Raw genomic sequence first — 14,779 nt, forward strand, 5'->3', positions numbered from 1 at the left:
CGAGCTTCGTCTCCCAAAAGCTAGGTGAGTTTGACCGACTTTTGCAAGAGACCTAGTTTACCGTTGCAAGCAGCAGTGTCAATAGTACGTAATCTTCCAGATAAGATAACGTCGCAAGCAGAGTGGATATCTTGAGGTATACCTACGGCTGTCGCAAAATTATTCGCTGTTCCTCTAGGAATGATACCAAGCGGAATTTGTATGTTTCTTAACGCAGCAGCGACATCAGCAACAGTACCATCACCTCCAGCAGCAATAATGACATCTGTATTCTGCTCAACTGCTACACTGATGGCTTGAGGAATATCGTGTTTTTTATTATGAGCAGGGTGAATATCTAAGTCGATTTTTGACCCTAGTGTTTCTCTAATTGCTGTTAGCTCTTCTACAGGATTTCCTTGTCCTGATGATGGGTTGAAAATAAGACAAGCTGAGCGAAACATAAAACAACTACCGTAAGTATACTGAGTGTTTTAGAGAAATTGCGAGTATTCAATGAAGCGCTTTTAAAAAATAAAGATTTGTAACTTTATGTTATGTAGACTTCAACTTTTCAAGTGATTAGGTTTGATTTTGAGTTATTAAAAGTTTAATTTTCATCTGTATAAAGGTAGAAAAAATATTTTATATATTTAGAAGCAGATAAGTTATTTCTTATACTAAATAACTTATTAACAGCTATCATAATTGAAGTTAAAATACTCTACATATAAGCTTTTTTCAAGCTAAAAATAGCAGTTTCTCAAGTAGTACTCTTTAAGATAGATGAAAAATCAATACTTCTTTGTCTAACTAGGTATATGTTAAACAAAAATCATCAGGAGGTTAGTATGACTACTAACACTAATACTCAAGCTCTTAGCGATTTAGAGTACGATTTACTGACTGTACTAAAAAACAAATCTGAAGCTGTTCAAGTTTACAATACATATATCTTGGATGCACAACAGTCAGGTTCTCAACCTTGCGTAGAATTGCTAAAACAGTTGCAGCAAGAAGATATGCAGCACGCGCAACGAGTTCGCCAGCATCTTCAAGAAGTTATGCAAAAAGGCAAAATGTAGAAGTCGGTTCGTAACTTATAGCAGATACAGTGCGATCGCTTTTACCAGCAATAATAAACTCCAGCTAGAGTTGCTTTAAGCAATGTTACTAGCTGGATTAGCTAATTATTTAATCTGTCCGAAACTGTTCAACTTCTTCGCTGTAACGAATGGGTAGAACGTACTCTAAATTTTCGTGAGGGCGGGCAATAACATGGGTAGAGATGACTTGTCCACCATTGACACGATTGGCTGTATCAACTCCAGCAGCAATCGAAGCTTGAACTTCAGCAACATCACCTCGGATAATAACTGTTACGCGACCACTACCAATCTTTTCGTAACCTACTAATGTAACCCGTGCAGATTTTACCATCGCATCTGCTGCTTCCACTACTGCGGGAAAACCCACAGTTTCAATCATTCCAACTGCAATTGACATATATTTCCTTGATTAATTAAGTTTGCACGGTGTGACGAATTACTCAATGGTTAGGACGCTGAATAATTGTTTCCATGACTCGTTTTCTAGCCCCAGGCTGAATTCCAAACACGCGCACATAGTCGTTTTCGTGATCTGCCAAGCAAGATTCTAAAGTTGCGATCGCCTCGGATTTGTCTTGAGGTTGAATCACAGTGCCACTTTGCCAAGAACCGGTACGGAAACGGCGTTGATCGACATATTCTACACCTACAGGATATCCTTGCGCAAGAAGAGATTGTACTTGCTCAACAACCTCTGAATCTATTGTAGTTGCAGTTTGCGTTTTACTGGAATTGTATCCGTTACTGATTTGACGAGGCTGATTGACTTCAGCATTTCTTTTAGTAGAACCATTTCCACTTTCATACTGAGTAGTCGGTGTAGGTGTAACTTGGCTTCTATTCGGTTGTGGATTTGATGCACCAATATTATAAGCAGCAGCTAATCGTAACTCTTGTAATCTCCGTTGTTCATTTACGATCAGCTTACCTTGTTCGATTAAATGAGAAAGGCTAAAGTCTGGCTTTCTAAAGCTGGGTGGTTTTTCTGCGCTGTTAACGACTTGTTTACCGACTCGATTAAATCCTACTTTTTCGATAAAGTCTAAAATCTGTTCGTCGTAAATACGCGATCGCAATGCCCCATAAAAGTCAATTGATTGTTCTAAAAACGTATCTACTAGTTTCTCAACATCAGATTTAGACAATTCATCAGGTTCAAAAATTCCGCCAACAATGCCAATTTTATCTTCCCGATTGGGTTCCCAATAAAACTTCTCCATTCTACCATCACGCACGAGTGGAGCATAAAGGGTAGTCAAATCGTTACCCGTAACAATAATCGGAACGCGGGGTAGTGGCTTATCGTCATAACTCCCAGGCAGTTGTACGTTAGTGGGATTATCGGCAATATTCATTAACGTACCATTAACTAGCTGAGTATTAACGGTATATTGAGTCGCTTGGTCAAATCTACCCGCACCAGCATCTAAGTCATTAATCATTAGTATCGCCATTTTGCCACGAGTCCGAATTAAATCTGCGGCTTCGCGATATCGCAGGCGAAGTAATCGCGCTGGATCGCCTGCATCTGGGCTTTCTAATTCTCCACCCGAAACATGAACTGCTTCAACGCCCATCAGATCGAACACGAGTTCGCATTGAAAAGTTTTTCCTTCTCCTTTATGTCCGTGAATACCTAAAATGAGTGGAACGCGAACGCCTGGTAAATCAAGAAAGTTTTTTGTAATATGGACAGCAAGCTTATTTAAGAAACGAGGAGCGATGTAATATCCCATAGTATTGGTTACAGTTGTGTAATTGCTATTTTTCAGTTAAAGAATAAGTAAAACGTGGTGTAGGCGTCTTGCCTGCCAATGGTTTTATATCAAGCAATGTGACGTATAATAAACTGCATTCATTAGTCTTTGAAATACTTATTTAGAGTGAGTGCAAAGCAGTAGAGACAGAAAAACTTGTTTAAAGCAGATTTATTCTTTTATAAATTTATGGTGGAGATACAGCAGTACTACAATTCTGGCAACAAATCTTCTGCGCAGCTAAAACCAATAAATTTGTAACGTAGCGGTAACTTCCATCAAGCTGCATCAGCTAGTACCTGCATCATGAGAACTTTTGAGTTTCATATTTTGAACACTATTACTTAACAACTTACCATATTTTGGTGTATATAAGTGCGATCGCTTTGCCTTCAAACTAACAAGATTTATTTATAACTTTGATAACTAAAGAGAATCATCATCTATCTATAGTAAGATTTCTTAGTTTAAAGAATGACTAATCACGAAGTAAAAAAATGAACCACTTGTATGAAAATAGAAAATAGACATCAAAATTTTTAAGTAATTTGCTTTAGTAGTATGGTTAAGCAACTGCCTGAGAACGATAATAGTAAACTGTTCGTGCTTAAAATGCGATCGCTAAATCGTTCTCGCTTAGGAAGGCAGATTGTCAAGTTAGCTCTATGCTTTTTGCTAGGTATCTTAATCTTGTTGATACCAGGATTGCAACTACAACTAACAGCAGTACCATCACAAGCAATTGTAGAACAAAACACAGCTACAACTGAGCAAGGAATTCCCAACCGCCAAGAACTTGAAAGCTTTATGGACGAATTCTTTGCCGAACAAATGGAGGAATTGCACGTTCCTGGTGCAACCGTTGCTTTAGTGAAAGATGGTGAAGTCTTTTTTACGAAAGGTTATGGCTACGCTGATATAGACAAGCAAATGGCAGTTACGCCAGATCAAACAGTTTTTCGCGTCGGTTCAGTGTCTAAACTCTTTACCGCTACAGCAATTATGCAGCTTGTAGATCGAGGTTTATTAAATGTAGAAGACGACGTTAATAAATATCTTCAAGATTTCCAGATTGAGAGTACTTATCCAGATCCTATCCGAGTGCGGCATTTGCTTACACATACGAGTGGTTTTAGTCAACACTATATTGGCATTGCAGCCAGAAGTGAAGCAGAAAGGCTATCACTAGCTGAATATGTTGAGGAATATCAACCACCCCGCGTGCGTCCAGCAGGAGAACTTTATAGCTATTCTACATACGATTCTGACCTTGCGGGTTACATTGTTGAAGTTGTTTCAGGTGTTTCTTATGAGGAATACGTGACACAAAACATTCTGCAACCGTTGGATATGCAGCGTAGTACCTTTAGTCAAACTTTGCCAGAACAATTAGCGACTAACCTCGCAACAGGTTATGAATACGAAGATGACAGCTATGAGACAACGCCATATTTGTATCTAAATATTGTTCCGGCTGGCGGAATGAGTACGACAGCGACAGATATGACGCACTTTATGCTGGCACATTTACAAAATGGACGTTATGGCGAACAGCGGATTTTGAGTGAAAAATCTGCACAAGAAATGCGACAGCAACAATTTACCGATCATCCTAAGTTACCTGGAATCGGCTACGCTTTTCACGAAAGGTTTAAAAATCGCCAACGAATATTAGCGCATAGTGCAATTTTTCTGGGATATACAGGTTTGCTTTCTTTGATACCCGATCAAGATCTAGGGTTGTTTATCGCCTACAACAAATTCGATCCCAAATTTCACGAACGTTTGACGAGTCAGTTTTTAGATCGCTTTTATCCTGTAGCTGAAGCTGAAGTACCACAACCGTTAGCAAATCATCACAATCGACTGCGGCTTTTTACAGGAACTTACCGCGATTTTGAGTATCCAGAACACACAATCGCAAAAATTAGTTCGCTGTTTAATCATGTTAGTGTTAATGCCAAAGACGATGGCACTTTAGAAGTCCATTTTCCGGAAGGATTCTTTGCAACTATACCCCCGCAAGATAACTTTGTGCGGCTGCTAGAGGTAGAACCATTAATATTTTACCGTTACAACGACGACGATTTTGTCGTTTTTGAACAAAGCGATCGTGGAAATATCACCCATATGTATCATCCACTCGATCTTGGCCCTGCTGGGTTTGAGAAGTTACCTTGGTATGAAACAACTTATTTTCACATCCCACTGGCAATTTTCTTTCTAATTGCTTTTCTCTCCGCCATTTGGGTAGGAATTCGTAACATTATACAGCGTCGCTCTCAATCTGCACAACAGCATAAACCTATGGCAAGTTGGGCATGGTTAGTTGCAGGTTTAGTGAGTTTACTTTATTTAGTGTTTCCTATTAGTATGGGTTTGGCACTTTTACTTAACGAGCCTACCGATTTGATTTACGGAGTGCCATTAATTATGGTTGCATTACTATGGATTCCGATAGTAGCAGCTTTAATATCAATTTTACTACCAATTTTTGCAGTTCTCGTCTGGCAAAAACAATATTGGTCATGGTGGGGACGACTACATTATTCTATCATCACTGTAGCTATTTTAGGATTTATCCCCTTTTTAGATTACTGGAATTTACTTGGTTTTCGGTTTTGAGTTGTTGATACCGTAAATTAATCCCACCGCACTACTTAATGCTAAAACATTGATAAACTGAATCGAAGACAGAAAACCACCGCCATCGGTACGTTGGTACTGATATAAGTTCAAGGGTGTATCTGGAATTCCTAAAGTCAAAGTCTCCACACCAAGCATCGACAAAATGACAGGTAGCACAAAGCCCAAGCCTAGCCAAATGACAACCAGGCTGATCGCAAAACCTGTCAAAAAATTCCAGAATAAATTATTTGCCGAATGCGCTACGCGGCGATCGCCTGATTTACCATAGATGCGTAAGCCAATGACTGTATCTTCTGCTAGGATGTGGCGGGGGTAGCGCCAAACAATCGAACTTACCCACACATCGACAATAGCACCTGCTGCATTGATTGCAAGTGCGATCGCTAACCAAGGTGTCTGCAATCCAACCATCAGCAATACACCTAAAATTGAAATGATCGCGAAGGGTGCAAGCGTAATCTGTAAAAATTGATTGCGCGTGAAAACTTTGCTCGAAGTTGCATAAGCATAAGGTAAGACAAAGTGCGATAACCCTACTCCATAACGCGGTTTACCACCATAAATTGACATGACTGCACCGTGAATAAGTTCGTGCAAGACAATTGTTAAGACAATGAGAAGTAATGTTCCTAGCCAACCCTGCACTTGCGAAAATGCAAAATTAATGTCTTGATTCGTTCCTGTCAAAAAAGCATAAATTGCTAAGAAAACTGGTAAAAATAAGAAAAACCCTCCTGTAGCCAGAAAGAAAAACTTGGCGGCTAAAGGACGAGTTACTGTTAATTCATCTAATATCTGATAACCACGGTGTTGCATTTTTTGGTTATTCAAGGAAGTAGGATTCATTCTTCGCTTCCTAGTTTATTTGTTTAATCTGGTTATAGTTTCCTGTTGTTTTTGCTGCAGAATTGGCAATAAATTGCGAAGTTCTATAGTATAAATATCTATGGGCAAATCAACTTATACATTCATCAATGATCTAATAACTTACGCCACCTACGAATTTGCTTCTAAAAAAGCTATATTTTAAGATTTATCTCCTTCTTAGATTACTGGAATTTACTAGGGTTTCAGTTTTAACTGATATTTTTTTGCAATCACTGCTTTAATTACGTTAACGTAGCGGGGATATTCAAGTGAAAATTTATACTGCTTTACTAGCTTTACCAATATAATTAATTGAAGTATCATCATTGATAGTTACATTAAATTTGTTTGTTTTTTTAAATTGTATATATTTAGTAAGGTCTAATCTTAAAGCTTCGCCAAATATATCAAATCCTCTAATTTCTATCTCCTCAAAACCACTGTTTTCTAATAAATTGATGAGTTCTTCAGGCTTAATGAACTTATTCCAGTCATGAACACCTTGTTGAATTTCACCTAAAATATTTTCCATTAACCAAATCATCACCAATTTTGACTTAAAGTTGCGATTAATTGTATCAAAGAAAAACAAACCATTTGGTTTCAGAATCCGAAATATTTCAGAAACCACACAAGGAACACTCTCAACGTGTTCTAAGACATCTACGCATACTACTACATCAAAATAATTTTCTGGATACGGCATATCTTCTGCCATTCCATAGCAGTAATTTATTTCAAAGCCGCTATTAACAGCATGGTTTGTAGCAGCTTCAACGCATTTTTGAGATTGATCGATGCCATATACGTCAACTCCTAATTCTGCCATGAATTCACAAGAAAACCCACCACCGCAGCCAACATCTAAAGCTTTTAATCCTTGCCAATCTGAAATATAACGACTGAAGAATTCAAATCGAGGCTGATTGAGGTAATAAAGGTGATAAATTTTAGCATCTTCATCCCACCAGTTATCAGCATTAATATCGTAAAATTCTAAATCGTTTTTCTTCATAATTATGTTGATGATTAACTTTAAATCTTATACTACATCAAAGCTACAATTGTACCCTCATTGATAAATTTGAAATTACGAATTGTTATTGTTTTCTACAACTTTATCTTGCTGTTGATGGAGTGAGGTTGGTAGCGAATTGCGAAATTCTAGAGTATAAATATCTGTTGGTAACTCTATTCCTGCATTCATTAATGACTCTTTAATGACTTGCGCTACCTGCGAAGTTGCTTCTAAAAAAGCCATACGGCGCGAATTCACCCAAAAGCGAACTTCAATATTTACAGTACTCGGTGCGAGTTCGCGAACTAAAATTTCTAGCGGTTGACTCACTTCTACACCATTAATCATCAAAACAGCATCTTTAATAATCTGTTTTGCAGTATTAATATCCGCAGCATAATCAATTCCAACAATTACCGAACTGCGACGTACTGGGGAAGCTGTATTATTAGTAATGCTCGCTTGAAAGACTTCTTGATTAGGGACGTAGACCATCCGCCCATCATAAGTTTGAATTGTTGTTGCGCGGAGTTGAATTTGAGTAATTGTGCCTTCAAATTCTTTAATGACGACTTGATCGCCGAGTCGAAATGGTCGGGCTGCGAGTAAAATGACACCGGAAATATAATTACCAAGAATATCTCGGAGACTAAAACCAATTGCAACCGTAGTTAATCCTAACGTACCGAGTAACGCGGTAAAATCAAGTCCTAAGACTCCCAGAGCTACTACTGAACCAATGACCCATACGCCACCGTATCCTAATTTAGCAATGAGAATTTCGCTACTGCGATCGCCTTCGGTACGCTGCGCCCAACCGTAAGCAACTTGTCGTACTCCACGTGCGATCGCCCATGTCAACACAACAACAATTAAACCACCAATAATCGAGGGTAAATTATCAATAATATCGCGCAGTAACTCGCGCATTGTCATATTAACACGCTGGACAACATCAATCGCTAATGGTCGTTGTTCAAAAGCTTGATTAAGTTCACTTGCCCATTGCTGCGCTAATTCTTCTACCGTAACTCCGAAATCCTCTGCATCTTGCTGCGTGACTGTCATCAACACGCGATTATTAACTTGTAATGTTGCGATGTTGCGTTGCGGACTTGTTTGTACAGTAACGCTTCCAACAGGTTGCGATCGCGCTAAGACACTAGCAATTCGGCGATTGATAATTTGGGTACGTTCTGTTGCATCAAGTTCTGATAAACTACCCACTTGAAAAATTGGTCTACCGCGTACTAAAACATCTGCAAAAAATATTCCATCTACAGAAGCTTCTGTAGGTGAATCTGGAGGAGTTTCAATTATAGGAATGTCTTGGGCTAAACTGATATGACTTTTAAGTATTATCAAGCTAGTGAAAAACACGACGATGCGTATCTTATTAGCTTGTTTACGCTTGCCCATTCCTGACTCTCTACTACACACTTATAAACACAACAATAACTCTTTTTCTTACTTTGCGTTCTTTGCGTACTTTGCGGTTCGTTTAATTAATACAGTGGGCAATGCCCACCATACCATCTAATAACGGAAAATTCCTGCGATTGGTGACTTACCTGGTACAGATTCAGGATCAACCGCATAAACAGTACCACTATTTATTAAAGTATGAATTGCGGCTAAATCCATCAAATCTTCATCACCTGTTTGCTGTTCGTCATGAATTTCAACTTGATTCTTCTCTGGATCGAAGCTACCCCACTTTTGAATGCCAATTCCTACAAATAACGAATCAACGCGCTGAAAGTAGGCAGCAGGAACAACTTCTGATATATTATCGCTTGTTTGCCCTGTTCCAGCTAATTCTTGATAGCGTTCCACAAGTTTTTGTTGATTTTTTTCAAAATGAGGTTGTACCACTTCCCAAGCTTGCGCGTGTAATTCTTCAGGTTTTGAAATGTCAGGATTACCTGTGACACCACCATCGATTAAATGAGGGTAGTTATTCGCTTCTTTGTAAATTGGAAATAAGTATTCTACTCCAGCTAAAACAAGCGGACATTGTTGGTTTTTGAGCAATTCTTGAATACCTGAATCTACTTGACGGAAGTAGCGCAAAATGTTTTCTTTTTGATCGTCTTCGCCTGCACCTTGTCCGTGGAAGATTGCAGCACGGTCGCCGCCACCACCTTGCGATGTTCCTGTATGAAACTGAAGTTGCTTTTCAGGATCGTCGTAGCGTAATGCTTCGGCAATACTTTGCGGTACATCTTCTAATTCAATTTCGCTGACGCTATAACGTGTTCCTTGAAAAAGGCGAATTTGATTTTGACTGAGTGCAAGTAGATAAAATCTTCCATCGTTGGTTAATAGCTGTAATAGCGGCTTGAGGTGAAAGCGATCTGTTACGACAACTAATTCATCAAAGTTGAGTGGAACTTGGTAGTAGCTAAAGAAATTATCGGCAATAAAAATTGCAAGTCCATCGCTTTGATGTTGCCAAAATTGATAATCATCGAGTTCTTGCGCTCGTGCTAACATATCTCTTGCATCTTGCGGGCGCATTCCTGTTTCAATTAATTTATCTTCAGCTTCTTTGAGTAAGTTTTTGAAGCGAATCGGATCTTGCTGTGTTTGAGTTCCTAGTTTATGCGTAGGCATATAAATGGAAACACACGTACCTTTGGGTTGTTCTATTAATATTTTTGCTTCTTCGATTGAAAATAATTTCATGCAATTTCCTCTTACTTGTTTAAAGAATTAGTATAGCAATCTTGTTTGGGGTATGAGATTTTTTAACGAATCACTACAGGCACAAAGGAGTGCAGTTCAAGGGAGGCTCTTGTAAGTAATGTAATGCTGTTATAAATGTTTAATTATGGACAGGGTACAGGATACCTTTATATATTAAATGTTTTGTTTTTTATTGACTTCCAACTAACTTGGTATATATTTTGCCTGCTGTCTATCTAATGATTGAACTTTGTAGTCGATAATCAATGCGGCAAAAAATACATCTATCTTAAAGTTGATATTTCCAAAAAGCGAAAATAGAAGATAAGAGATTAGCGACTGGTAACTCAAGGATAAATGTTGATTTTTAGTAGATAGTTAATATTTTCTTAACGTTTCTCTGGTAATTTACAGAAGTATGAATGTAGCACACAATCAAAATGCTTTGCACAATTTTTGACAAAGTATTCAAATAGCTTGTCCAACTAACTGCCTTTTTTTAAGCAATAGGTCTGTTTTATACAGAAGGTTCGCTGTAATTTGTCAATATTGCAGATATATCACTTATGGATTCATTTAAGTTCCAACTACTTCACGCTGCTGATTTAGAAGCTGGGATTTCTTCTTTAGAAGACGCACCTAGATTCTCCGCAATAGTTAATGGATTAGAGTCAGAATTTCCCGATCAAACATTACTCATTTCTTCAGGTGATAATTACATCCCTGGACCATTTTTGTTTGCTGGCGGAGATCCTAGTTTAGTAGATGTTTTAGGTAATCCTAGTGCAGGTAGAGCAGATATCGCTTTGATGAATGCGATCGGTTTTGATGCTTCAGCATTGGGTAATCATGAATTCGACTTAGGGACAAATTTTATTGCAACTCTTCTCGCTGCTGATGGCGATTATCCAGGTACTCAATTTCCGTACCTCAGTGCCAATATTGACGTGAGCACAGATAGTAACCTAGCTCCATTCGTAGTTCCCGATGGACAGCCGCCTCAGTCTAACAGCATTGCTAAAAGTGTCGTTTTTGAACTTGAGGGCGAATTTGTTGGGGTTGTCGGTGCAACAACTCCGCTTTTGGATACAATTTCTTCTCCTGGTGATGTCACGATTATTCCTCCTGATCCAGAGGACTTTGATGCACTAGCAGCAGAGATTCAAACAGCAGTAGATGAATTGACAGCTCAAGGAGTCAATAAAATTATTTTAACTGCTCATTTACAGCAGTTGTCGGTAGAACTGGCGATCGCCGAAAGATTGCGTGATGTAGATATTATCATTGCTGGTGGCTCAGATACGATTTTAGCTGATGAGACGGATCGCTTGCGTGAAGGAGACGAGGTTCAAGGGCCCTATCCTATCTTGAGACAATCTGCAAGTGGTGAACCCATAGCGATCGTCAGTACTGATGGTAACTATACATATGTAGGACGTTTAGTTGTTGAATTTGATAGCAACGGGATTTTAATTCCAGATAGCATTGATCCATTGATTAGCGGTGCGTATGCTACTGATGAACAAGGTGTTATAGATTTACGCGATCTTGTTGCGAATCCTGATGCGGTTGTTGCCGATTCTCAAGTTGTAGATATAGTGACATCTGTAGGCGCAGTCCTCACTGAAAAAGACGGTAACATTTTTGGTCGCACTGAAGTATTTCTAAATGGACAAAGAGAAGATGTCCGCACTCAAGAAACAAATTTAGGCAATCTCTCAGCAGAGGCGAATTTAGCGACTGCACGCGAAATTGATGATGCAGTTGTGATTTCGATTAAGAATGGAGGTGGAATTCGAGCATCAATTGGTGCAATTGGTTCAGAAGAAGGCGATCGCGTACCGCCCCCAGCTAATGAATTAACTGGTAAACAAGCAGGCGAAATTTCCCAATTAGATATTGAAAACGCTTTACGCTTCAATAACGAACTTAGCCTCCTAACATTAACTGCTGAACAACTTGTTGCAGTACTTGAACATGGAGTTGCTGCAACTGCGCCAGGCGCTACTCCAGGAAGATTTCCGCAAGTGGCAGGATTGAGTTTTAGTTTTGATCCTAATTTAGAAGCAGGTAGTCGCGTGCGATCGCTGGTTGTGGAAACCGCAGACACGCCTACGATCGTCGTCCAAGATGGCGAGTTAGTTGTCGATCCCGAACAAACTTTTCGTGTTGTCACGCTAAACTTCCTTGCTGACGGTGGTGATGGCTACCCATTTGACGAATTTATCGCGCAAAATTCAGAATTAGCTAATCGAGTCGATCTTATAGCTTTAGATATTGATGCTGGCAATGCCACCTTTACCGACCCTGGTACCGAACAAGATGCTTTAGCTGAGTATCTCTTAGCTAACTTTAGTGAAGAACCTTATGATGTTGCGGATGTTGGTCCTGGACAAGATTCTCGAATTCAGAACCTTAACGAACGCAGCGATACTGTAATTACACCTTTGATTGGTGCATCGGATGCGATTAGTTTAGCTCCTATTGGCACTTATGAAACAGGCATTTTCGATGAAAGTGCCGCCGAAATTGTCCAGTACGATCCCAAAACCCAACGTTTATTTGTTGTCAATGCTAATCAAGCAACCGTTGATGTTTTAGATATTAGCGATCCGACGAATATTCAAGCATTGGATTCAATTTCTTCGACTGCTTTCGGTGGTATTGCTAACAGCGTGGCGATTTTTGATGGTGTCATTGCAGTAGCTGTGGAAAATGAAAATACACAACTACCAGGTAAAGCAGTTTTCTTTGATGTTGATGGTAACTTTTTAAGTTCCGTACAAGTTGGGGCGCTACCTGACATGATTACCTTTACTCCTGATGGAAGTAAGGTGTTAGTTGCGAATGAAGGCGAACCAAATGATGATTACACCATCGACCCTGAAGGTTCGGTAAGTATTATTGATGTCTCTGGTGGTTTTGAAAACCTGACACAAGATAACGTTACAACCGCCGATTTTAGAGCTTACAATGACCGTCGTGACGAATTAATCGCCGCTGGCGTGCGTATTTTTGGACCTAATGCCACTGTTGCCCAAGATTTAGAACCTGAGTACATTCAAGTTTCCGCAGATTCTACAACCGCGTGGATTGCGCTACAAGAAAACAATGCGCTAGCAGTACTGGATATTGCTTCGGGAGAAGTAACCGATATTTTACCATTGGGTTTCAAAGATCATAGTCTCCCTGGTAACGGTTTAGACGTTAGCGATCGCGATGGTGCCATTAATATCGCTAACTGGCCAATCAAAGGCATGTATCAACCGGATGGCTTTGCAACGTATGAAGTCGACGGCGAAACTTACATTGTCACAGCAAACGAAGGCGACGCCCGCGATTACGACGGTTACAGCGAAGAAGCACGCATTAAAGATTTAGTTTTAGATCCTGTTGCTTTTCCGAATGCGGCGGAATTACAAGCTGACGAAGCCCTAGGGCGTTTAACTGTCACAACCGCAAACGGTGACACCGATGGTGATGGTGACTTTGATGAACTTTATGTTTTTGGTGGTCGTTCGTTTGCTATTTGGGATACACAAGGCAATCTCGTCTACGAAAGCCAAGACGACTTTGAAAAAATCATAGCTGAAACTTATCCGCAATTTTTCAACTCGAATCATCGTGAGAATTCTTTTGATACTCGTAGTGATGATAAAGGACCTGAACCTGAAGATGTCGCCATTGGTGAAATAAACGGTCGCTTCTATGCCTTTATTGGTTTAGAAAGAGTTGGTGGCATCATGACGTATGATATTACCGACCCGACAGCGCCGCAATTTGTCCAATACATCAATAACCGCGATTTTTCTGGCGATCCAGCACAAGGAACCGCAGGCGACCTTGGTACAGAAGGAATTATCTTTATTTCGGCGGAAGATAGTCCCAATGGTAAGCCATTAGTAGTCACTGCAAATGAAGTCAGTGGCACAACGACTGTTTTTGAAATTACGGTAAAAGGTGACGGGACTCCTGAACCCACAGGGGAACTCATTTTTGGTACTGAAGGCGACGATGAGTTGTTTGCAAATACCCGCGATACTGTCTTTGCCGGTGCTGGTAATGATATCATTGATGCTGCTACTGGTGGCGGTGGTAATCAGCTTTATGGCGGCGATGGCGATGATGAGTTGTTTGCTGGAAGCAATGATCGCTTATTCGGTGAAGCAGGTAATGATATTCTCAATGCTGCGGTTGGAAGTGGCAAAAATCGACTCTATGGCGGTGAAGGTAACGATACCTTAATTGGTGGTACAGGCGATCGCTTATTCGCTGGTTCAGGTGATGATGTCTTATTTGCTGGACAAGGCGATAACCTCTTAAATGGTGGTGCTGGTGCGGATCAGTTTTGGATTGCTTACAATGGTTTACCTAATAGCGTCAATGCGATCGCTGATTTTCAAGTCGGTATTGATATCATCGGTATTGGTGGTTTATCCAAAGTCAATAACTTTAGCGACCTCACGCTGACTCAAAATGGGGCTGATACACTCATTAACGTTTCTAATACCGATTTAGCTATTCTTAGAGGCATTCAAGCTACTTCACTGAACGCTAATAGTTTTGAATTTGCGTAGGTTTCTCCTTCTGAAAGTAACAAATTGCACCTTTTCTATAAGCAGCAGAAGAGGTGCAATTATTTTGGTGTTCTAAATTCCAGGAGTTACGCAGTTGGGTTAAGAACGAAACGGGGAGCCGCTAAGTAGACACGA

10 protein-coding genes are annotated in these 14,779 nt (G+C 39.8%); 3 read left to right on the plus strand and 7 right to left on the minus strand.

Translation table 11 applies throughout. The features are described 5' to 3' along the window. Positions 1–20: 20 nt before the first annotated feature. Positions 21–443: a diacylglycerol kinase family protein gene (locus tag NIES1031_RS22790; RefSeq protein WP_073551718.1), complete on the minus strand. Its 423-nt coding sequence runs from the start codon at positions 441–443 to the stop codon at positions 21–23. Positions 444–830: 387 nt separating this feature from the next. On the opposite strand from NIES1031_RS22790, the gene NIES1031_RS22795 reads away from it, so the two are divergent. After that, positions 831–1,064, plus strand: a complete 234-nt coding sequence (locus tag NIES1031_RS22795) for a hypothetical protein (protein ID WP_073551719.1) — start codon at positions 831–833, stop codon at positions 1,062–1,064. Positions 1,065–1,173: 109 nt separating this feature from the next. Here NIES1031_RS22795 and NIES1031_RS22800 read toward each other — a convergent pair whose 3' ends face one another. Both NIES1031_RS22800 and NIES1031_RS22805 read right to left on the minus strand, forming a co-directional pair. Beyond that, positions 1,174–1,485: a carbon dioxide-concentrating mechanism protein CcmK gene (locus tag NIES1031_RS22800; RefSeq protein ID WP_073551720.1), complete on the minus strand. Its 312-nt coding sequence runs from the start codon at positions 1,483–1,485 to the stop codon at positions 1,174–1,176. Positions 1,486–1,528: 43 nt separating this feature from the next. Then, entirely contained in the window at positions 1,529–2,824 is a 1,296-nt protein-coding gene (locus NIES1031_RS22805; protein WP_073551721.1) for a RuBisCO small subunit-like domain-containing protein, read from the minus strand. A gap of 582 nt (positions 2,825–3,406) precedes the next feature. Between NIES1031_RS22805 and NIES1031_RS22810 the strand changes: the two genes are divergently transcribed. After that, positions 3,407–5,470, plus strand: a complete 2,064-nt coding sequence (locus tag NIES1031_RS22810) for a serine hydrolase (protein WP_084544453.1) — start codon at positions 3,407–3,409, stop codon at positions 5,468–5,470. Here the strand turns inward: NIES1031_RS22810 and NIES1031_RS22815 are convergent. The 4 genes from NIES1031_RS22815 to NIES1031_RS22830 form a co-directional block, all read right to left on the minus strand. Next, entirely contained in the window at positions 5,450–6,340 is an 891-nt protein-coding gene (locus NIES1031_RS22815) for a DUF3267 domain-containing protein (protein WP_073551722.1), read from the minus strand. The genes NIES1031_RS22810 and NIES1031_RS22815 overlap by 21 nt on opposite strands. A gap of 298 nt (positions 6,341–6,638) precedes the next feature. Continuing rightward, positions 6,639–7,376 carry a bifunctional 2-polyprenyl-6-hydroxyphenol methylase/3-demethylubiquinol 3-O-methyltransferase UbiG gene (gene ubiG, locus NIES1031_RS22820; RefSeq protein ID WP_073551723.1) on the minus strand — a complete coding sequence of 246 codons (738 nt, stop codon included), beginning with the start codon at positions 7,374–7,376 and terminating at the stop codon, positions 6,639–6,641. 75 nt (positions 7,377–7,451) lie between these two features. Then, entirely contained in the window at positions 7,452–8,798 is a 1,347-nt protein-coding gene (locus tag NIES1031_RS22825) for a mechanosensitive ion channel family protein (protein WP_073551724.1), read from the minus strand. A gap of 117 nt (positions 8,799–8,915) precedes the next feature. Further along, complete coding sequence (locus tag NIES1031_RS22830) at positions 8,916–10,067, minus strand: baeRF7 domain-containing protein (protein ID WP_073551725.1); 1,152 nt, start codon at positions 10,065–10,067, stop codon at positions 8,916–8,918. 566 nt (positions 10,068–10,633) lie between these two features. Between NIES1031_RS22830 and NIES1031_RS22835 the strand changes: the two genes are divergently transcribed. After that, the gene (locus NIES1031_RS22835; RefSeq protein ID WP_073551726.1) at positions 10,634–14,644 is read left to right on the plus strand and encodes a choice-of-anchor I family protein; all 4,011 of its coding nucleotides are present in this window, start codon (positions 10,634–10,636) and stop codon (positions 14,642–14,644) included. Positions 14,645–14,779 lie beyond the last annotated feature (135 nt).

The organism is Chroogloeocystis siderophila 5.2 s.c.1 (genome assembly GCF_001904655.1).
In the GTDB taxonomy this organism is placed as follows: Bacteria; Cyanobacteriota; Cyanobacteriia; order Cyanobacteriales; family Chroococcidiopsidaceae; genus Chroogloeocystis; species Chroogloeocystis siderophila.

Bases quoted from the DNA above. Each gene is read 5' to 3' on its own strand.
- NIES1031_RS22825 (WP_073551724.1), bottom strand. From the start codon at position 8,798: ATGGGCAAGCGTAAACAAGCTAATAAGATACGCATCGTCGTGTTTTTC.
- NIES1031_RS22800 (WP_073551720.1), bottom strand. From the start codon at position 1,485: ATGTCAATTGCAGTTGGAATGATTGAAACTGTGGGTTTTCCCGCAGTA.
- NIES1031_RS22830 (WP_073551725.1), bottom strand. From the start codon at position 10,067: ATGAAATTATTTTCAATCGAAGAAGCAAAAATATTAATAGAACAACCC.
- NIES1031_RS22810 (WP_084544453.1), top strand. From the start codon at position 3,407: ATGGTTAAGCAACTGCCTGAGAACGATAATAGTAAACTGTTCGTGCTT.
- NIES1031_RS22790 (WP_073551718.1), bottom strand. From the start codon at position 443: ATGTTTCGCTCAGCTTGTCTTATTTTCAACCCATCATCAGGACAAGGA.
- NIES1031_RS22835 (WP_073551726.1), top strand. From the start codon at position 10,634: ATGGATTCATTTAAGTTCCAACTACTTCACGCTGCTGATTTAGAAGCT.
- NIES1031_RS22795 (WP_073551719.1), top strand. From the start codon at position 831: ATGACTACTAACACTAATACTCAAGCTCTTAGCGATTTAGAGTACGAT.
- NIES1031_RS22805 (WP_073551721.1), bottom strand. From the start codon at position 2,824: ATGGGATATTACATCGCTCCTCGTTTCTTAAATAAGCTTGCTGTCCAT.
- NIES1031_RS22815 (WP_073551722.1), bottom strand. From the start codon at position 6,340: ATGAATCCTACTTCCTTGAATAACCAAAAAATGCAACACCGTGGTTAT.
- ubiG (WP_073551723.1), bottom strand. From the start codon at position 7,376: ATGAAGAAAAACGATTTAGAATTTTACGATATTAATGCTGATAACTGG.